Source organism: Streptomyces sp. NPDC016677, assembly GCF_055562815.1.
Genome location: NZ_JBVHEO010000005.1, coordinates 360,425 through 379,355, shown reverse-complemented (window position 1 = coordinate 379,355; position 18,931 = coordinate 360,425). Strand labels below are relative to the sequence as shown.

General features: G+C 73.0%; 16 protein-coding genes. 7 read left to right on the top strand and 9 right to left on the bottom strand.

The features are described from left to right. Positions 1–134 precede the first annotated feature (134 nt). The 5 genes from ACZ3IG_RS17895 (at position 135) to ACZ3IG_RS17875 (ending at position 3,301) form a co-directional block, all read left to right on the top strand. Positions 135–1,103, top strand: coding sequence for a TerC family protein (locus tag ACZ3IG_RS17895; RefSeq protein ID WP_467432982.1), 969 nt, complete (start codon positions 135–137; stop codon positions 1,101–1,103). 127 nt (positions 1,104–1,230) lie between these two features. Then, positions 1,231–1,368 carry a hypothetical protein gene (locus tag ACZ3IG_RS17890; protein ID WP_467432981.1) on the top strand — a complete coding sequence of 46 codons (138 nt, stop codon included), beginning with the start codon at positions 1,231–1,233 and terminating at the stop codon, positions 1,366–1,368. 115 nt (positions 1,369–1,483) lie between these two features. Further along, positions 1,484–2,224 carry a hypothetical protein gene (locus ACZ3IG_RS17885; protein ID WP_467432979.1) on the top strand — a complete coding sequence of 247 codons (741 nt, stop codon included), beginning with the start codon at positions 1,484–1,486 and terminating at the stop codon, positions 2,222–2,224. A gap of 1 nt (position 2,225) precedes the next feature. Further along, positions 2,226–2,648, top strand: coding sequence for a phage holin family protein (locus ACZ3IG_RS17880; RefSeq protein WP_467432977.1), 423 nt, complete (start codon positions 2,226–2,228; stop codon positions 2,646–2,648). Beyond that, positions 2,624–3,301, top strand: a complete 678-nt coding sequence (locus ACZ3IG_RS17875) for a DUF3618 domain-containing protein (RefSeq protein WP_467432976.1) — start codon at positions 2,624–2,626, stop codon at positions 3,299–3,301. The genes ACZ3IG_RS17880 and ACZ3IG_RS17875 overlap by 25 nt, the downstream gene beginning before the upstream one ends. Before the next feature lie 111 nt (positions 3,302–3,412). On the opposite strand, the gene ACZ3IG_RS17870 is transcribed toward ACZ3IG_RS17875, so the two are convergent. Further along, positions 3,413–3,625, bottom strand: coding sequence for a hypothetical protein (locus ACZ3IG_RS17870; RefSeq protein ID WP_467432973.1), 213 nt, complete (start codon positions 3,623–3,625; stop codon positions 3,413–3,415). A 584-nt stretch (positions 3,626–4,209) separates the two neighbouring features. On the opposite strand from ACZ3IG_RS17870, the gene ACZ3IG_RS17865 reads away from it, so the two are divergent. Beyond that, positions 4,210–4,980 (top strand): polysaccharide deacetylase family protein, encoded by a 771-nt coding sequence (locus ACZ3IG_RS17865; protein ID WP_467432972.1) that lies wholly within the window; start codon positions 4,210–4,212, stop codon positions 4,978–4,980. Positions 4,981–4,995: 15 nt separating this feature from the next. On the opposite strand, the gene ACZ3IG_RS17860 is transcribed toward ACZ3IG_RS17865, so the two are convergent. The 6 genes from ACZ3IG_RS17860 to ACZ3IG_RS17835 form a co-directional block, all read right to left on the bottom strand. Further along, positions 4,996–5,664, bottom strand: a complete 669-nt coding sequence (locus ACZ3IG_RS17860) for a potassium-transporting ATPase subunit C (RefSeq protein ID WP_467432970.1) — start codon at positions 5,662–5,664, stop codon at positions 4,996–4,998. Positions 5,665–5,681: 17 nt separating this feature from the next. Then, the gene (gene kdpB, locus ACZ3IG_RS17855; RefSeq protein WP_467432969.1) at positions 5,682–7,808 is read right to left on the bottom strand and encodes a potassium-transporting ATPase subunit KdpB; all 2,127 of its coding nucleotides are present in this window, start codon (positions 7,806–7,808) and stop codon (positions 5,682–5,684) included. Next, positions 7,805–9,469, bottom strand: a complete 1,665-nt coding sequence (kdpA, locus tag ACZ3IG_RS17850) for a potassium-transporting ATPase subunit KdpA (RefSeq protein ID WP_467432967.1) — start codon at positions 9,467–9,469, stop codon at positions 7,805–7,807. Before kdpA ends, kdpB begins: the two co-directional genes overlap by 4 nt. A 9-nt stretch (positions 9,470–9,478) precedes the next feature. Continuing rightward, positions 9,479–9,568 carry a K(+)-transporting ATPase subunit F gene (gene kdpF, locus ACZ3IG_RS17845; protein WP_403539178.1) on the bottom strand — a complete coding sequence of 30 codons (90 nt, stop codon included), beginning with the start codon at positions 9,566–9,568 and terminating at the stop codon, positions 9,479–9,481. A 322-nt stretch (positions 9,569–9,890) separates the two neighbouring features. Further along, on the bottom strand, positions 9,891–10,301 hold the full coding sequence (locus ACZ3IG_RS17840) for a hypothetical protein (protein WP_467432964.1): 411 nt from the start codon (positions 10,299–10,301) through the stop codon (positions 9,891–9,893). 297 nt (positions 10,302–10,598) lie between these two features. Beyond that, a complete protein-coding gene (locus ACZ3IG_RS17835) occupies positions 10,599–13,733 on the bottom strand; it encodes an AfsR/SARP family transcriptional regulator (protein WP_467432963.1) in 3,135 nt (1,044 codons plus the stop codon). A 187-nt stretch (positions 13,734–13,920) separates the two neighbouring features. Between ACZ3IG_RS17835 and ACZ3IG_RS17830 the strand changes: the two genes are divergently transcribed. Further along, on the top strand, positions 13,921–16,422 hold the full coding sequence (locus ACZ3IG_RS17830) for an ATP-binding protein (RefSeq protein ID WP_467432961.1): 2,502 nt from the start codon (positions 13,921–13,923) through the stop codon (positions 16,420–16,422). A 386-nt stretch (positions 16,423–16,808) separates the two neighbouring features. Here the strand turns inward: ACZ3IG_RS17830 and ACZ3IG_RS17825 are convergent, their stop codons facing one another. Together ACZ3IG_RS17825 and ACZ3IG_RS17820 are read right to left on the bottom strand one after the other, a co-directional pair. Then, complete coding sequence (locus ACZ3IG_RS17825; protein ID WP_467432959.1) at positions 16,809–17,495, bottom strand: hypothetical protein; 687 nt, start codon at positions 17,493–17,495, stop codon at positions 16,809–16,811. Between the two features lie 116 nt (positions 17,496–17,611). Next, on the bottom strand, positions 17,612–18,859 hold the full coding sequence (locus ACZ3IG_RS17820; RefSeq protein ID WP_467432958.1) for a hypothetical protein: 1,248 nt from the start codon (positions 18,857–18,859) through the stop codon (positions 17,612–17,614). Between the last annotated feature and the right edge of the window lie 72 nt (positions 18,860–18,931).

Sequence of the window (18,931 nt, the reverse complement as noted above, 5' to 3'; positions counted from 1 at the left end):
CGCTCAGCTCGCGCCGGACGGCATCCAGCACCAGAGCGTCCAGGTGACCGGCGAGGGTGCGGGCGACAAGCCGGGGCGGGTGGGTCAGAATTTCCGCAAGGCCGGTTTCCGCCCCCGCCCGTGAGGGGTCCGACGTGCTCGATGTTCCGTTCTGGCTGTGGGCGGTGTTCGCCGTCACCGTGGTCGTGTCGCTGGCCGTGGACCTGCTGGCGCACCGACAGGCGCATGTCATCGGGTTCAAGGAGGCCGCCGCCTGGAGCGCGGTGTGGGTCGGCCTCGCCCTGGTCTTCGGCGCGGTCGTCTTCCTGGTCCTGGGCACGACGCCGGGGGTGGAGTACACCACCGCGTGGCTGCTGGAGAAGAGCCTGTCGGTCGACAACCTGTTCGTCTTCGCGCTGATCTTCGCCTACTTCAAGGTGCCGCGCGCCTACCAGCACCGAGTGCTGTTCTTCGGCGTCATGGGCGCGCTGGTGTTCCGGGGCCTCTTCCTGGCCGCCGGTGTGGCCGTGGTCAGCCGGTTCACCGCGGTGCTCTTCGTCTTCGCGGCCATCCTCTTCTACAGCACCTACAAGATCCTCAAGGGGGAGGACGAGAGCTTCGACCCGGGCAAGAGCATCGCCGTGCGGCTGCTGCGCAAGGCGGTCCCGGTGCGGGACGAGTACGCCGGGATGAAGTTCTTCGTGCGGGAGGCCGGCAGGCGGGTCGCCACCCCGCTGCTCGCCGTCGTGGCCGCGATCGAGGCGGCCGACCTGGTCTTCGCCGTGGACAGCGTGCCCGCCGTCCTCGCGGTCAGCGACGACGCCTTCATCGTCTACACCAGCAACGCGTTCGCCATCCTCGGCCTGCGGGCGCTGTACTTCCTGCTCGCCGGGCTGCTGGACCGGTTCCACTACCTCAGCAAGGGCCTGGCGCTGATCCTCTCCCTCATCGGCGTGAAGCTGATCCTCCAGGCGTCCCACAAGATGTTCAGCAGCAGCATCCCGGAGATCCCGTCGCCCATCAGCCTCGCGGTCATCGCCACGATCCTGGCCGTGTCCGTCGTCCTGAGCCTGCGGCGGCCCGCCCCACGGGATTCCGGTGATCCACCGCCGGGGGACGGCTGAGCCGTTCCGCCGGTTCCGTAAAATTTATTCCATATTTCTCCTCTCGGCGTATCTTGGACATATGGGTAGAGACAAGCATGCGAACGCGCCGCGGGCCGAGCATGAGTGCCCGGCCTGCCACCAGCCCGTGTCCCAAGAGATCAAGCGGCACAAGACGATGGGCATCTACGTCCCCGTCTGGCGGCCGGGCCACTGCCGCAATCCGAGCTGCCCGGAGTACGCCCGGACCCAGACCTCCGCACCCGAGCTGCACGGTCAGCACTGAGTGCGACGTACCGGCAGATAATCTCCCGCAGACATGTGTGAATGCCCCTAAAACAGTCACTCTTCAAGAAAACCGGCTTACCGACGCGTCAGCGTGTGGCGAAGAGGAGCGGCTGATGAGTGACGCAGTGCAAGGCAACGCGACGAGGGCGCAGCAGACCGGAGAGACGGCCAGGGCGGAGGCGTCGGCCACGGCCGGGCAGGCCAGACAGGCCGCGGGCCAGGTCGCGGGTACCGCCGCCGATCAGGCCAGGGTGGTGGCGGGGGAAGCGCAGCGTCAGGCCGGCGTGGTCGCCCAGGACTTGTGGAGCCGTGCGTGGGACGAGGCCGACGTCCAGGCCAGGCGGGCCGCCGGGACGCTGCGCCACTGGGCGGACGACCTGGCGGCCATGGCCGAGAAGGCCGAGAGCGGCTCCCCGGCCCGCGGTCTCGCGGCCCAGGCCGCCGACGGCGGTCACCGGGCGGCCGACTACCTGGACCGCCAGGGGGTCGAGGGCGTCGTTTCCGAGGTGCAGGACTTCGCCCGCCGTCGCCCCGGCGCCTTCCTCGGCGGCGCGCTGCTGGCGGGGCTGGCCGTCGGACGCCTGGTGAAGGTGGGGGCCAAGGCGGACCGGTCCTCCGGAGACGGACAGCGGACGTCCTCCGGCGACGGACAGCCGTCGTTCCACGGTGACGGACAGCCGTCGTTCTCCGGAACCGGAACGCCGGGTACGGCGGGTACGGCGGGTACGCCGGGTACTCCGGGAGGCGCCACGCGGAACGTGTCGCAAGGCGCCACACAGGGACCGCCGGTGGTGCCGCCGTCCACCGGCACACCCGCGCGCGAGACGCCGGGCCGTCCGTATCCGGAGGTGTGAGATGGCCTCCCTCTCACCCGACCGCGTCCGCGTCCGGACGCGCGACGACGACAGCTCGGTGGGCGAACTGCTGTCCGCCGTGACGTCGGACGTCCAGACCCTGTTCCGCCAGGAAGTCGAACTGGCCAAGACCGAGGTCAGACAAGAGGCGACCAAGGCCGGGAAGGCCGCCGGCATGTACGGCGGCGCGGGGTTCGCGGGCTACATGGTGCTGCTGTTCCTGTCGCTGGCCGCCGTGCTGGGACTGGCCAACGTGGTGGACGGGGGCTGGGCCGCCCTGATCGTGGCGGCGGTGTGGGCCGTGGCCGCGGCCGTCCTCTACCAGCGGGGCCGTGCACGGATGCGCACCGTGGCACCGAAGCCCGAGCAGACCGTCGAATCGATCAAGGAGAATGCGCAATGGGCACGTCACCCGACCAGATGAGGGCCGAGATCAACGCCACTCGGGAGCGGCTGTCCGCGGACGTGGACCAGCTCGCCGACCGGGCCGCCCCACGACGCGTGGTCCGCCGCCGCGCCAGGAGGATGCGCGGCGCCGTCTCGGGCGTACGTGAACGGGTCATGGGGTCCGCCCACGACACCGCCCACGGGGTCAGGAACAGTGCTCAGTCCGCGGCCGGTTCGCTCCAGGAGGGCACCCAACAGGCGGCCGGCACGGCACGCGAGGCGGCCGGCACGGCCGGGGAAGCGGTACGGCAGGCGCCCGACCAGGCGATGCGCCGGACCCAGGGCAGCCCGCTGGCCGCCGGTCTGATCTCCTTCGGGCTCGGCATGCTGGTGTCCTCGATGCTGCCCGCCTCCCAGGCGGAGCGGGAGAAGGCCGGCGACCTGATGCAGCGGGGCGGCGAGGCGCTGGAGCCGGTGAAGCAGGCGGCCGCCGACTCCGCGCAGCACCTGAAGGAGAGCGCCAGGGAGGCCACGCAGAGCGCGGCGCAGGAGGTGAAGGACACCGCCGCGGAAGGCGCCCGCGCCACGCAGGACGAAGCGCGCGGCCAGTCCGCCCGGGTGGCCGGCCAGGCACGGGAATCGGGCCGGCAGGTCGCCGACGAGGCCAGGCACCGGTCAGGACCGGCCTGAACCCCGTGAGCCCATGAGAACGGGTCCGGCCCGGCTCCGAGGGAGCCGGGCCGGACCCGTTCCGTCGCGCGCACCGGCCGGCCCGACGGCCGGCCGGTTCCCGTCTGTGGCTCAGAGGGAGGCGCTGACGCAGCCGTACACGCCGACCGCGGCGGAGACCCCGTCCGTGGCGACGCCGGCCTGCACCAGCGCGTCCGCGTCGACACCGGCCGAGACGCCGGCGCCCAGGCCGGCACCGGCCTGCGTGCTCAGGCCGCCGGCGACGTTGTCGAGGTCGGCGTCGGAGATCTCGGCGGTCTCGATCCCGGGGGCGGAGTTCATCATGAAACTTCCCTTCGTATGGGTCATCCACAAGGGGGGTGGCCCCGCTGGAGGCAGCCTGCGGGTCGTGCCGTGGACGCGCGGACCGGTCTCCCGGAACTCCGCCCGCCCTTCGCGGCGCAGGGATCAAAACACGCCGCGCACCGCCGTATCCAGCCAACCGGCCCGCGCCCCGGCCGAGTCCGGCGAAGACGCGGCGGGCCCGTGCAGGCGGGCACACGGCGTGGGGGCACGATCTCCACGTACCGTGCGGTACTCGGACGCGACGTCCACAGCGGCCAGGTGCGCGAAGAGGACAGTCCGGATGAACAGAGCGTCACCCTCCGGTCACTTGTGGAGATCCCTCGGGGAGCGGGCCGGGTTTGCGTCTTCGGTGTGCATGTTCATGGAACGCGGCAGATGACCCCGCCGGGGACGTGACGCGGCTCACCCGCCCGGTCACTCACCGTCGTGTCCGCGATCTCCCCCGGATCTGTCCGTGATCCGTAACGGACGCATCCCGTCGCCGCCCTTCCCCGTCCTGAAAGGTGATCACGGGACGACCCGGGATCGCCTGACAGGACGACACACGGGAGAGCGGGGCGGGCATGGCACGGCACAACGGCGGGCGGCGCTGGTACGGCAAGGTGTTCGGGGCGGCGCTCGGGGTGACGCTGCTCGCCGCCGGCGCGTCGGTGTGGACCGCGCAGGCCGGCTCCGCGGGCGGCGCCTCGCCGAAGGCGACCGCGTCGGCCACGCCGGCCGCCCTCAAGCCGGTCTCGGTGACCATCGCACACGCCTCGGACGCGGGGGCGCGCGGCGTCAACATCACGATCGACGACGGCCCGGACCCGGTGTGGACGCCCCAAGTCCTCGACGTCCTGCGGGAGTACGGGGTGAAGGCCACCTTCTGCATGGTGGGCACGCAGGCCGAGGCCCACCCCGGCCTCGTGAAGCGGGTCGTCGCGGAGGGGCACCGGCTGTGCGACCACTCGGTGTCGCACGACACCGCCATGGACCAGAAGACCCCGGCCTACCGGGCGCGGGAGATCCTCGACGCCGAACGCATGATCACCGAGGCGTCCGGGGGCGTACGGCCGATGTACTACCGCGCCCCCGGCGGCGCCTTCACCCCCGACAGCCGCAAGCTCGCCGCCTCCCGCGGCATGCGCCCGCTGGGCTGGAACGTGGACACCAAGGACTGGGAACTGCCGGGCGCGGACGCCATCGTGGCCACTGTCGAGCAGCAGCTCTCCAACGGGCCGACGCTCCTCTTCCACGACGCCGGCGGCGACCGCGCCCAGACCGTGGAGGCGCTGCGCCGCGTCCTTCCCTGGCTCGCGGAGCAGGGGTACGCGTTCGGCTTCCCGGTGCGCTGAGCCGCCTCCCGGGCTTCAGTTCCCGGCCACGAGTTCCCTGAGCGCGATGTTCAGTTCGAGCACGTTCACCCGGGGCTCGCCGAGGAAGCCGAGGGTGCGGCCCTCGGTGTGCGCGTCGACGAGGTCCTGGACCCGGGCGGCGGGCAGCCCGTTGCGCTCGGCGACCCGGTGGACCTGGAGCTTCGCGTACTCCGGGGAGATGTGCGGGTCGAGGCCGGAGCCGGAGGAGGTGACCGCGTCGGCGGGTACGTCGGCGGGGTCGACGGTGTGGCCGGGTACGGAGTTGTCCTTGACGACGGCGGCCCGGGCGGCCCTGACCCACTCGACCAGTTCGGCGTTGTCGGCGGAGCGGTTGGTGGCGCCGGAGAGGATCAGCTCGTACTGGGTGTTGACGCTGTTGGTGCCCAGGCCGCCCGCCGGCCGGCCCTGGAACCACGTGAGGTCGGCCCGCGGGTTCTCCTGACCGTCCTTCAGGGGCAGGTCGTACGCCTGCCCGATCAGGGACGAGCCGACGACCCGGCCGCCCGACTCGGTCTCGGAGCCGTTCGCCCTGGCGGGGAACAGCCCCTGGGCGACGCCGGTGACAACCAGCGGGTAGACGATGCCGGTGACCACGGTCAGCACGAGGAGGGCGCGCAGGCCCGCCCCGAGCAGCCGGGCGGTGGTGGTGACGGAGGTGTTCATGTCTTCCAGCCGATCCTTCAGCCGATCCCGGGGACGTTCGAGACGATCAGGTCGATGAGCTTGATGCCGATGAACGGGGCGACCAGCCCGCCCAGCCCGTAGACGGCGAGGTTGCGGCGGAGCAGCCGGTCGGCGCTGGCCGGCCGGTAGCGCACCCCCTTGAGGGCGAGCGGCACCAGCACGACGATGATCAGCGCGTTGAAGATCACCGCCGACAGGATCGCGGAGTCGGGCGAGGACAGGCCCATGATGTTGAGCTTGTCCAGGCCGGGATAGACGGCCGCGAACAGCGCCGGGATGATCGCGAAGTACTTGGCGACGTCGTTGGCGATGGAGAACGTGGTCAGCGCGCCCCGCGTGATCAGCAGCTGCTTGCCGATCTCGACGATCTCGATCAGCTTGGTCGGGTCGGAGTCGAGGTCGACCATGTTGCCGGCCTCCTTGGCGGCCGACGTACCGGTGTTCATGGCCACGCCGACATCGGCCTGGGCGAGGGCGGGCGCGTCGTTGGTGCCGTCGCCGGTCATCGCGACCAGCTTGCCGCCGGCCTGCTCCCGTTTGATGAGGGCCATCTTGTCCTCGGGAGTGGCCTCCGCGAGGAAGTCGTCGACGCCCGCCTCGTCCGCGATGGCCTTGGCGGTCAGCGGGTTGTCGCCCGTGATCATGATCGTCTTGATGCCCATGCGGCGCAGTTCGGCGAACCGCTCCCGCATGCCGTCCTTGACGACGTCCTTGAGGTGGACGACGCCCAGTACGCGGGCGCCGTCGGCGTCCTCGACCGCGACGAGCAGCGGGGTGCCGCCGGCCTCGGAGATCCGGGCGACGGTCGCGTCCGCGTCCTCGGCCACCGTGCCGCCGCGCTCCTCGACCCAGGCGATGACCGAACCGGCCGCGCCCTTGCGGACCTTGCGGCCGTCCACGTTCACGCCCGACATCCGGGTCTGCGCGGTGAACTCGATCCACTCGGCGCCCGCCAGCTCCCCCTGATGGCGTTCGCGCAGCCCGTACTTCTCCTTGGCGAGGACGACGACGGACCGGCCCTCGGGCGTCTCGTCGGCCAGCGAGGAGAGCTGGGCGGCGTCCGCCACCTCGGCCTGTGTCGTCCCGCGCACCGGCACGAACTCGGCGGCCTGCCGGTTGCCCAGGGTGATCGTGCCGGTCTTGTCCAGCAGCAGCGTGGAGACGTCACCGGCGGCCTCGACCGCACGGCCCGACAGCGCGAGCACGTTGCGCTGCACCAGGCGGTCCATGCCCGCGATGCCGATCGCGGAGAGCAGGGCGCCGATGGTGGTCGGGATCAGGCAGACCAGCAGCGCGACCAGCACGACCATCGTCAGCCGGGTGCCGGCGTGGTCCGCGAAGGACGGGAGCGTGGCACAGGCGAGCAGGAAGACGATGGTCAGCGAGGCCAGCAGGATGTTCAGGGCGATCTCGTTGGGCGTCTTCTGCCGGGCCGCGCCCTCCACCAGGCCGATCATCCGGTCGATGAAGGTCTCGCCGGGCCGGGTGGTGATCCGTACGACGATGCGGTCGGAGAGCACCTTCGTGCCGCCGGTGACGGCGGACCGGTCGCCGCCGGACTCGCGGATGACGGGCGCCGACTCACCGGTGATCGCCGACTCGTCGACGGAGGCGACGCCCTCGACGACGTCGCCGTCCCCGGGTATGACGTCCCCGGCCTCGCAGACGACCAGGTCACCGACGGTGAGGTCGGTGCCGGGGACCGTGGTGCCGTCGACCCGGCGGGCGACCGTGTCGGTCTTGGCCCGGCGCAGGGTGTCGGCCTGCGCCTTGCCGCGGCCCTCGGCGACCGCCTCCGCCAGGTTGGCGAAGAGCACGGTCAGCCAGAGCCAGGCGCTGATGGTCCAGCCGAACCAGTCGCCGGGGTCGGTGAAGGAGAACGCCGTGGTCAGCACGGACCCGACCAGGACGACGAACATGACCGGCGACTTCACCATCGCCCGCGGGTCGAGCTTGCGGAAGGCGTCCGGCAGGGAGGTGACCAGTTGCTTCGGGTCGAAGAGGCCCGCGCCCGCACGGCCGGCCCCTTCGGACGTACGGCCGCCGGGTGCGTCGCGGTGCGGCGCCCGGGCCTCAGTGGTGGTGGACATCGAGTCCTCGTGCTCCTGCGTGTCGGTGGTCATGCCGCCAGCCCCTCGGCGAGCGGACCCAGCGCCAGCGCCGGGAAATAGGTCAGACCGGTGATGATCAGGACGGCGCCCACCAACACCCCCGTGAACAGGGGCTTCTCTGTGCGCAGGGTGCCCGCGGTGGCCGGCACCGGCTGCTGCCCGGCCAGCGAGCCCGCGAGCGCCAGGACGAACACCATCGGCAGGAAGCGGCCCAGCAGCATGGCGAGGCCCAGGGTGGTGTTGAACCACTGGGTGTCGGCGTTGAGTCCGGCGAAGGCCGAGCCGTTGTTGTTGGACGCGGAGGTGTAGGCGTACAGGATCTCGGAGAAGCCGTGCGCGCCGCTGTTGGTCATCGAGTCGCCCGGGGTGGGCAGGGCGACCGCCAGCGCGGTGCCGACCAGGACCAGGGCGGGGGTGACGAGGAGGTAGCAGGCGGCGTACTTGATCTCCCGGGTGCCGATCTTGCGGCCCAGGTACTCCGGCGTGCGCCCGACCATGAGCCCCGCGATGAACACCGCGATGACCGCCATGACCAGCATGCCGTAGAGCCCGGAGCCGACGCCGCCGGGAGCGATCTCGCCCAGCATCATGCCGAGCATGGTGATGCCGCCGCCGAGGCCGGTGAACGACGAGTGGAAGGAGTCCACGGCGCCGGTGGAGGTCAGCGTGGTGGACACCGCGAAGAGCGACGAGCCGCCGATGCCGAAGCGCAGCTCCTTGCCCTCCATCGCCCCGCCGGCGAGCTCCAGCGCCGGGCCGTGGTGGGCGAACTCGGTCCACATCATCAGGGCGACGAAGCCGGCCCAGATGGTGCCCATGGCCGCGAGGATCGCGTACCCCTGGCGCACGGAGCCGGCCATGACGCCGAAGGTCCGGGTCAGGGCGACCGGGATCAGCAGGATCAGGAAGATCTCGAAGAGGTTGGTGAAGGGGGTGGGGTTCTCGTAGGGGTGGGCGCTGTTGGCGTTGAAGTAGCCGCCGCCGTTGGTGCCCAGCTCCTTGATGGCCTCCTGCGAGGCGACCGCGCCGCCGTTCCACTGCTGCGTGCCGCCGGTGAACTGGCCGACCTCGTGGATGCCGGAGAAGTTCTGGATGACGCCGCACGCCACCAGCACCACCGCGGCCACGGCCGCGATCGGCACCAGGACGCGGACCACCCCGCGCACCAGGTCGGCCCAGAAGTTGCCCAGCTCACCGGTGCGTGACCGGACGAACCCCCGGACGAGGGCGACGGCGACGGCCATGCCGACGGCGGCCGAGACGAAGTTCTGCACGGCCAGACCGGCGGTCTGCACGACGTGCCCCAGGGCCTGTTCGCCGTAGTACGACTGCCAGTTGGTGTTGGTCACGAAGGAGACGGCGGTGTTGAAGGCCTGGTCCGGGTCGACGGACGCGAAGCCCAGCGAGCCGGGCAGCACGCCCTGGAGCCGCTGGAGCAGGTAGAGGAAGAGGACACCGGCCAGGGAGAAGGCGAGGACACCGCGCAGATACGCGGGCCAGCGCATCTGCGTGTCCGGGTCGGCTCCGATGCCGCGGTAGATCCACTTCTCGACCCGCAGGTGCCTGGGCGAGGAGTAGACCCGTGCCATGTGGTTGCCGAGCGGTAGGTAGGCGAGCGCCAGCGCGGCGACGAGCGCGAGCGACTGGAGCACGCCGGCGAGGACGGGGCTCATGGGGCGCTCTCAGAACCTCTCCGGGTGGATCAGGGCGAGGACGAGGTAGCCGAGCAGGGAGACGGCCACGATCAGACCGACGACGTTCTCGACGGTCACAGCTTCGTCACCCCCTTGGCGACGAGGGCCACGAGCGCGAACACCGCGAGCGTGGTGACGACGAAGGCCACGTCGGCCATCGCGAGCTCCTAATGAGGTGCGGAGAAGAATCTGCCACGTCGAGGAAAGCCCCTCTGTGGCCGGATTCGTACCGTCGTTGATGGCTCCCTTACGGCGGCGCGAACACCTTTGACGCTTCCCTTACGGCCCTTGACCGAAGGCCGAGGCCCTGGAGCAGTAACGGCCCGGCCCGCGCGGGCGGCTCCACCGGCGGCCGGACGGCGGCACGGGGCGCTCAGGCCCCCTGCGGGCCGGGGGCCGCTCAGGCCCCCTGCGGGCCGTTGAAGTTGATCTCGGAGAAGTCGCGGCCCTGGAGGACCGGGCCGTGCTGGACGCCCCCGCTGATGGTGTTGCTGGTCTCACCGTCCCCGGTGCGCAGCATGCGCGCCTGTTGGCGCCATTGGGCCAGCTCCGCGCGGAACCCGGGGTCGTGCACCGCACGGTGGCCGAGTGCCTCGCTCAGGCGCCGTGCGCGTGCCATGTCGTGGGGGGCCTCGTCCAGGGCGGCCAGTTCGGCTTCGCCGGTCGCCGGCACCGGCGTGTCCGGGGTCGCGTCACCGGGCTCGGGAGCGCGCCGCACCAGTCTGCCGAGTACGTCCCACAGCTGCCGGCCCGCCTCACCCGCCGCCCCGGTCGCCACCGCCACCAGAAGTCCCGCCGAGATCGGATCCATGCCCCTGCCCCCCTGGGTCCGGCGTCCGGTACCGGGTCACGGTACCGGACACCGGTACGTCATGCTCCCGTGAACCGAGACGATATCGCCACCACGGAAAAGGCGATGCACGTGAGGGTGACCACGGAAGGAATGAACTTCGGCATCTACGTCTTGCCTATCTGCTCTATCGGACATTGCATATGCACGTGCACGCCAAAGCCGCGCTTGTCATCACGGGAGATCGGCGCGCCGAGCGATCACACAGTAGAGCCGAGGACACGCCGCGCGCACCTCGTACAGAAGATCCGCGAGAACTCAGTTGAATTCTACGGGGGTAGACGGTGTCCCCAGTTGATTCAGCGCCCGTTCGGCGCGGGCTTCCTCGGCCGGTGCGCCGGCGATTCGGCTGAGCCGCAGGCTCTCCCGCAAGTGGGCCGTGGCCTCCGCCACCCGGCCGGTGTCGTGCTCCGCCCGCGCCAGGTCGTAGAGGATCTCGATCTCCTCGCCCGCGGCGTGGATCTCACGGGCCACCGCCAGCGCGGCGAGGTGCTGGGGAAGGGCCTGCTCACTGCGGCCGGCCGCCCGGTGCGCCCGGCCCATCCCGTTGAGGGCGATCGCCTCGCCGCGCCGGTCCGCCGCCTCCCGCAACTGGGGCAGCACCCGCGCGTACAGCGCGAGGGCCTCCTCGGTGTCACCGAGCACGTGCAGCACACTCGCCAGATTCATGTAGAGGGTCGGCAGGTCTCCCTTTCCGCCCCTTTTCTCGGCGATACCGATCGCTTCCCGGTAGGCCAGCTCGGCAGCCTTCGGATCGCCCATTTTCTTCGCCAGTTCCGCCATGTTGTTCAGCGCACTGTACCGCCCTCTGTCATAACCGAGGCGGGTGAATCCGGAAAGGGCGGAACGGAAGCATTCCAGTGCGTCGCCCTTCTCCGCCAGATGGAGGTGGACGATACCCAGGAGGTTGTACGCACGGGACGTCCGGAAATCATCGGCACGTCGCGAGAGCAGCCGCACCGAGCGCTGCTGGAGTGTGCGCGCGTCCGCGTACCGGCCCGACTGCCACAGCGGGATCACCATCCGGTGCAGGGCCTCGCTCTCCAGCTCCGGATCGTCCAGGGCCCGCGCGGTCTCCAGCGCCTCACGCGCCGCCGCGACACCGTCCTCGAAGCGGGCGGCGCGGGTCCGTACGGCGCTGAGGTCGATCAGCGCGCGGGCGCGCGCGCCCGCGTTCCCCTCCCCCGTCCAGTGGGCGACCGCGCGCCGCAGCGGCGGCTCGGCCGCGGCCAGGTGTCCCCCCATGCACATGAATTCCGCCAACACATGGGACACCGAGGCGAGTTGATGTTCTGTTCCGTGGTCCGCGACCCAGTTCAGCGTGTCCAGGAGATTGGCCTCCTCGGTCAGGAGCCATTGTTCGGCCGCGTCGGCGTCGGCCAGGTGTTCCCCTGCGTTCCCCGCGGCCGGGAAGATCCGTGGGCGGTACGGATAGGCCAGACGGTCGGCGCGGTCCGCGGTCCGGACGTAGTAATCGACGAGATCGCGGACCGCCCGGCGGGATTTCTCCCGTGCGCCCGCGTCGTCGTTCTCGTCGAGTGAGCGCGCGAAGTCCCGTAAAAGATCATGCATGGTGAAACGATGGGGAGTGGGCTCCGCCACCAGGTGCTGGGCCAGGAGTTCCTCCAGGACGCGCTCGGCCGCGCCGGCGGACAGACCGGTCAGCGCGGCCACCGCGCCGGGGCCGAACTCGGCGCCGAAGTGCAGCCCGGCCCGCCGGAAGACCAACTGCTGCTCGGCGTTCAGCTCACGGTAGGACAGGGCGATCACCTCGGTCATCGACCGTTCGCCGTCGCGGAGTTCGGCGATCCGTCCGGCGCCCGCGCGCAGCTGCCGCAGCAGGTCCGAGGTGGTCCACGAGGGCCGGGCGAGCAGCCGGCTCGCGGCGATCTCGATGGCCAGGGGCAGGTAGCCGCAGATGCGGACGATCTCCTCGGTCTCCGCGGCCTGCGTCCCGTGGCCGCCGCGCCGGGATCCGAGCCGCTGGGTGAAGAGAGCGACCGCGTCCTCGGCCGGCAGCACGTCGAGGGAGAGCGGCCGTACCCCGGGCAGTCCGGACAGGCGCCGCCGGCTGGTCACGACGACCGCGGTCGGGGAGTCGCCGGGGAGCAGCGGACGCACCTGGTCCGGCGCGACCGCGTCGTCCAGGATGACCAGCATGCGGCGGTCCCGGACCGTCGAGCGCCACAGAGCGACCAGCTCGTCCGTGTCCTGCGGGATGTGCGCGACGTCCACGCCCAGCAGGCGCAGCAGTTCGGTGAGCGCCCGCGCGGGGGTGGGGGGCGTCCGGCCGGGCGCGTGCCCGCCCAGGTGGAGGAAGAGACGGCCGTCGGGGAAGTGGTCCCGCAGCCGGTGCGCCAGGTGCACGGCCAGCGAGGTCTTGCCGACGCCGCCCATGCCGTCGATGGCCTCGACGGTGACCACCGGGCCGCGGGTACCGCCGCCCTCGCGGATCGCCGCACCGAGCCGGCGCAGTTCGTCCCGCCGCCCGACCCACGGGACGTCGCGGGGCACGTTGTCCGGGACCGGGGCCGGTCGCCCCGGCCGGCCGGGCGCCGGCCCGGCGGGCGCCTTCCCCGTGCCGCCGGGCCGCGTGCCGGTGCCGGCACGCGGTCCGGCGGCGGCGTCGCGGAGCAGTTCCGCGGCCGGTGTCCCGGACAGGATGCCCTGGTGGACGCGGTGCAGCCGGCGGCCCGCGTCGAGGCCGATGTCCCGGACCACCCGCTGCCGGGTCCGCTGGAGCAGCCGGGTCGCCTCGGCCGTGCGGCTGCTGCCGTACAGGGCGACGGCCAGCCGTTCGGCCAGCGCCTCGTCGTCGGGGTGTTCCTCGGCCGGTGACAGCAGCACGGCGACGGCTTCGGCGTACCGCTCCCGGCCGATGAGGATCTCGGCCCGGGTCAACGCCGCCGCCAGGCTGGTCTCGCCGACGGTGGACCGCAGGTGTCCGGCCCAGGAGCCGGTGATGCCGGCCAGCGGTTCGCCGTGCCAGAGGCGGTCCGCGCGGTCCAGCATGCGCAGGGCCGCCTCCTCCTCGCCGTCGTCCCGCAGGACCCGGCCCTGCCGTACGCGGCGCGTGTAGCGGAGCAGGTCCACGCGGTCCGGATCGACGTGCATCACGTACGAGTTCGTACGGCTGACGATCGCGGGCGCCTCGTCGCCGGCACCGCGCAGCACGCGGCGGATCCGCGACACATGGGCGTGCAGCGCCTCCCTGGCCTTGGCGGGCGGGTGCTCGTCCCAGATGCGGTGGACCAGGGTGTCCACGCTCACCGTGCGCCCCGCGTCCCAGGCGAGGGCGGCCAGGGCGAGGCGGGTCTTGGTCGACCCGAGATCACCGCGGTGGCCGGCGACCCGCACGTCGACCGATCCCGAAAGTCTTATCTCGAACTCCACCAGCGTCCTCCCGCCGGCAGGGCCTCCTCAGGCCCGGTATTCGAGCGTGTCATGGACCTGTCGTTGACGGCCATATCTGAGCGGACAACGACCGAGTTTGACCGATAAACAGATGCCTCCGTTCATCCTCCCTGGGAACGGGGAGGGAACTCCCGAGGTACTGGCCGCGCCGAAAGGAGTCACGCACGTGCGAGCTTCCCCACCGGGCAGACCGGACGCGCTGTTCACGGCCCTGGTCGCCCACGGCGCCGACCCGGACTCCCCCGCCTGGCGCGAGCTGGCCGGCGTGGTGGCGGCCGGGGCCCGCGCGGACGAGGCGGCCTCCCGCCTGTGGCCCCCGGACGGCACCCGGCCCGGGTGGCGGCGGCTCGCCGGGGAACTGGACCGGCTGGCCCTGCGGGACGAGGAGACGGACCGCGCGCTGACGGACTGGTTACGGCGGTACGGGCCGCCGCCCACGCCCTCCCCCGGTCCACCGGTGCCGCCGTCGCCGTCGCCGTCGCCGTGGGCGAACGTCGTCGGCGGCAGCTCCGTCCTCCACGGCCCCAGCGTGCAGGCCCGCGACATCCACGGCGGCGTCCACTTCCACCCGCCCGCCGGACCGGCCCGCCCCAGCCCGCCCGCGCCCCGGCAACTCCCGCCCCTCACCCCCCGGTTCACCGACCGCGAGGCCGACCGGCAGGCCCTGGACGCCCTGCGCGCCCGGCAGCCCGCCCACGCGCCCCAGGTCCTGGTGGTCACCGGACTCGCCGGCGCCGGGAAGACCACCCTCGCCACCCACTGGCTGCACGAACACGCGCACCGCTTCCCCGACGGCCTGCTCTACGCCGATCTGGGCGGCCACACCGCCGACGCCGACCACAGCCCCGCCTCCCCCGCCGCGGTGCTCGAAGCCTTCCTGGTCGCGCTCGGCGTGGCGTCGGTACCGGCCGGCACCGCCCAGCGCACCGCCCTGTGGCGCACGGTGACGGCGGAGCTGCGCCTGGCCGTCCTGCTGGACAACGCGTTCACGGCGGCCCAGGTACGTCCGCTGCTGCTCGGCACACCGACCGGGCTCACCGTGGTGACCAGCAGGAACAGCCTCACCGGACTGCGCGTCGACGGAGCGTCCGTGCACCGGCTGGAGGGGCTCCCGGCCGAGTCGGCCGTCGAGCTGCTGGCCGTCGGCGGCGGGACGCGGGTGGCGCGGGAGCCGGACGCCGCGCACGAGGTGGTCCGGCTGTGCGGCCGGCTGCCGCTGACCGTCGGCCTGGCCGCCGCGCAGCTCGCCGTCCGCCCGCACCGCTCCGTGTCCGCGCTCGCCGAGAGCCTGCACCGGGGGCGGGGGGCCGTCGACGCGCTGCGTGCCGACGGCGAGGCCGTGATGCGTACGGCGCTGGACATGTCGTACTCCCTGCTGCCGGGCGAGAGCGCCGTGCTCTACCGCCGGATGGGTCTGCTGCCCACGGACCGCCACGACCTCCACATGCTCGCCGCCGTCGTCCGCGACGGTCGCGACAGCGACAGCGACGGCGACGGCGACGGCGACGGTGGTGGCGACGGTGGTGGCGACGGCGCGGTCGACTCGGCCGTGCACACCCTGGTGGAGATGAGCCTGCTCCAGGAGACGGGCCCCGAGACGTACCGCTTCCACGACCTCGTCCGGCCGCACGCCCGCGCGCTCGGCGAGGAGCGGGAGGCCCCCGCCGCGCGAGCGGACGCGCTGCGCCGTTACGTCGACTGGTGCCTGGCCACCGCGGCCGTCGCCGAGCGGCTGCTGACGCCCAGTCACCCGCTGTCCGGTCACGACGACCTGGGCGGCGGTCCCGTGACCCCCACCCCGCTCGCCGGCCCCGAGGAGGCGCTGACCTGGCTCGACACGCACCGCAACGGGCTGCTGGGCGCCGTACGGCACTGCGCCGAGGCCGGCTGGGACACCTCCTGCTGGCGTCTGGTCGACGCCCTCTGGCCGCTCTTCCTGCGGTTGCGTCCGTCCGAGATGTGGATCGAGGCGCACCGCCTCGGTCTCGCGGCGGCGCGCCGGTGCGGCTCCGGCCCGGGTGAGGGCCGGATGCTCACCTCCGGCGCGATCGGCCTGCGGGACGCCGGCCGGTACGCCGAGGCCGGCGACTGGTACCGGCAGGCGCTGGACCTGGCCGTCGCCGACGCGGACGTACGCCAGCAGGCACAGGCCGTCAGCGGACTGGGGCACCTCGCCCTGCTGACCGACCGCCTCGACGACGCACGGGCGTACTTCGAGCACGCCCTGCGGCTCCGGGAGTCGGTCGGCTACCGCCGGGGCGCCGCGCTCTCCCGGCGGCGCCTGGCCGAGACCGCCGTGGCGGGCGGCGACCTCACCACGGCCACCCGGCACCTGCGCCGGGCGGGGAGCGAGCTGGAGTCGCTGGGCGAGGCGTACGAGGCCGCCCGGGTCCATGCCCTCCTCGGCCACGTCCTGGTGCGCGACCGGGACCCGGACACGACCGAGGAGGGCGTACGGCTGCTGCGGCGCGGTCTGGAGAGCTTCCGCGCGGGCGGTACCCGGTCGGAGCACTGGGAGGCGCGGTGCCTGGAATGGCTCGGACTGGCCGCCGAGGCCGCGGGCGACACGGCCGAGGCGGCACGCTGCTTCCGGGCGGCACGGGATGTCGTCCGACGGCTGGACCCCTTGGACGCGCGGCGCCTGGACGCCCGGCTGGAACAGCGGTGACGCATGCCGGGCATCTGGTGAAGGGGGCCGGGGGCCGGCCGGGTCAACCGGGGGGCCGGGCGGGGGTGACTCAGGTGACCGGAGTGCCCCGGGTGACCCGAGTGACCGGGCCGGGCGACCCAGATGACCGGACAGACCCAGGTGACCCGAGTGACCGGGCCGGGCGACCCAGATGACCGGACAGACCCAGGTGACCCGAGTGACCGGGCCGGGCGACCCAGATGACCGGAGAGACCGGGCCGCCAGGACCGCCCCGGGACCTGCCGGGACCGCCCGGAGCAACCGCGCAACCGCGCGACCGAGCGACCGGACCGACCGGGCGACCGGACCGACCGGGCGACCGAACCGGCCGCGGCGCCGACGTGCCGCGGCCGGTGGTCGTCGTCCTACGCGTACCGCCCGTACGCGCGCACCGGGGGCCCCGCGGCGGCGAGCGACCGCAAGGCGTCCGGTGGCCGTCCGGCCACGGTCCAGGCGTGCACGACCGAGGCGGCCACCCGGGGGGCGGCGCGGCCCCAGGCCCCGTCGCACGCGAGCCGCCCGTACCACGGACCGCCCGCACCGGTCCGCACCCCGACGACACACCCCGTGCCGGAGGAGGACACCGCGGCGAGGCACCCCGGATGGCGTGCGAGCAGCTCGCGCACCCGCCCGCGGGCCGCCGGCAGCGGCAGCGGGGCGGGGCTGACGAGGACGTCGGCGCAGTCGACGAGGCCGGGACCGGACCGACGGGAGCGGTCCGCGTCCGCCCACAGGTGGACGTCGCACGGGAGCCGGCCGGGCGCGTGCCGGCAGGGCGGCGGAGGTCCGTACCGGCCGTGGGCGGCTGTGGGGAACGACCCGTACAGCCGCACCAGGACCGGGCCGCGGGCCGCGGCCGTGCGCCAGACGGCGGAGGCCGACCGGGCCGGCCGGGTGCCGTCGTCCCGGGCCAGGGCCGGGGGGCTGAAGCACACCGTGGCCCAGGCGGCGTCCGGCTCGTCCGGCCCGGCCGGCCGGCGGACGGCCGCGCGCCCCGCGCCCACCCCGCCGGACACATCCGCGCCCACCCCGCCGGACACATCCGCGGTCACCCCACCGGACGCTCCACCGAACACCCCACCAGACACCCCACCGAACACCCCACCAGACACCCCACCGAACACCCCACCAGACACCCCACCGAACACCCCACCGGACGCTTCGCCGTTCACCCCGTCGCCCCCTCGTCCTCCGCCGGGGTCTCCCACTGCCGCAGCGGCGGTGGCGGCGGCAGTGGGGCGACGGCGGGCGGGCGGGCGGGTTCGCCCAGTCCCAGCAACCGGTAGACGACCGTCCGCATCCGCCGGTGGAACTCCCCCGGTGCCGAGGACAGCGAGGCGGTCACCTGGTCGTACTGTCCCGGCCGCCGGGTCCGCGCCGCGTACTCCAACTGCTCGGCCAGCGGGTGCAGCGGCGAGAGCACGGGCGCGGCGGCGGCCAGCAGCGCGGCCGGTGAGTACGCCGACACCTCCCGTCGCGGACCGGCGGTGAGCAGCAACGCCGCCTCCGTGAGGGTGCCGTACGCGGCCAGCGAGCCGTGGTCGCCCACGATCCAGTCGGCCGCGACCAGCAGGGACTGCCAGTCGGCCTCCGGCGGCACGACCGCGATGCCACGGCCCCGGCAGCCTGCCAGCCAGCCGTACACCTGCCACGGGCCGTGCCCGGCGAACACGTTCGGATGGACCGACAGCGCGATCCGGTAGCGGTCGCCCGGCAGTTGGCTCAGCAGGTGCGGCACCAGGGCGTCGAGCCGCCCGAACGTCGACGCCGGGCCCCAGGTGGAGGTGACGACCACCAGCCGCTGTCCCTCCGTCAGGCCCAGCGCCCGCCGGTAGTCCGCGCGCCGGGGCAGGGCGGCCGTGATCCGGTCGACGCAGGGGTCGCCCACGACATGGGCGACCGGCAGCGCCTGCGGGCAGGTGCGCGCCAGTTCGGCCACGTCGCGTTCGTGGGCGTAGACGACCGCCGCCGGGACCACTCGGCCCTCGTGCATCAGGTGCACCGGGCTGAGCATGCCGGGCGCCCGCCGCCCGCCCGGCGTCCGCGCGGTGGTGTCGGTGAGCGGTTTGATGTGCCCGGCGCCGTGCGAGACACGGACGACCGGGCAGCGCAGTTCGTGCACTCCGCGGGAGCCCGCGGCGAGCGCCAGGTCGAACTCCGTGCGCAGCGCCTCCTCCCAGGGCACGGTGGTGATGCCCAGCCCCCGCAGGTACTGCGTGACTCCGGCGCCGAAGGCGTGCGGCGCGGCGGTGAAGACCACCTGGATCCGCAGGTCGTCGGCGAGCAGTCCGAAGACCTCCCGCAGCCGTTGGGCGAACGTCACCGTGTGGACCACCACCAGCACCCGCTTGCAGTCCCGCACGGTCAGCCAGTGGCCTTGCTCGATCAACGCCGGTCTTGTGGTTGCCAAGGACATGCGATCCCCCATCGCTCGTCGCCACACAGGCGGTCGACGAGCGGTTTCCCGGCGCCCACGGCACTTTCCTTG

Coding starts and splice junctions, on each gene's coding strand:
- ACZ3IG_RS17875 (WP_467432976.1), top strand. CDS start 2,624: ATGGGCACGTCACCCGACCAGATGAGGGCCGAGATCAACGCCACTCGG.
- ACZ3IG_RS17885 (WP_467432979.1), top strand. CDS start 1,484: ATGAGTGACGCAGTGCAAGGCAACGCGACGAGGGCGCAGCAGACCGGA.
- kdpB (WP_467432969.1), bottom strand. CDS start 7,808: ATGACCACCGACACGCAGGAGCACGAGGACTCGATGTCCACCACCACT.
- ACZ3IG_RS17820 (WP_467432958.1), bottom strand. CDS start 18,859: ATGTCCTTGGCAACCACAAGACCGGCGTTGATCGAGCAAGGCCACTGG.
- ACZ3IG_RS17860 (WP_467432970.1), bottom strand. CDS start 5,664: ATGAACACCTCCGTCACCACCACCGCCCGGCTGCTCGGGGCGGGCCTG.
- ACZ3IG_RS17840 (WP_467432964.1), bottom strand. CDS start 10,301: ATGGATCCGATCTCGGCGGGACTTCTGGTGGCGGTGGCGACCGGGGCG.
- ACZ3IG_RS17865 (WP_467432972.1), top strand. CDS start 4,210: ATGGCACGGCACAACGGCGGGCGGCGCTGGTACGGCAAGGTGTTCGGG.
- kdpA (WP_467432967.1), bottom strand. CDS start 9,469: ATGAGCCCCGTCCTCGCCGGCGTGCTCCAGTCGCTCGCGCTCGTCGCC.
- ACZ3IG_RS17870 (WP_467432973.1), bottom strand. CDS start 3,625: ATGATGAACTCCGCCCCCGGGATCGAGACCGCCGAGATCTCCGACGCC.
- ACZ3IG_RS17880 (WP_467432977.1), top strand. CDS start 2,226: ATGGCCTCCCTCTCACCCGACCGCGTCCGCGTCCGGACGCGCGACGAC.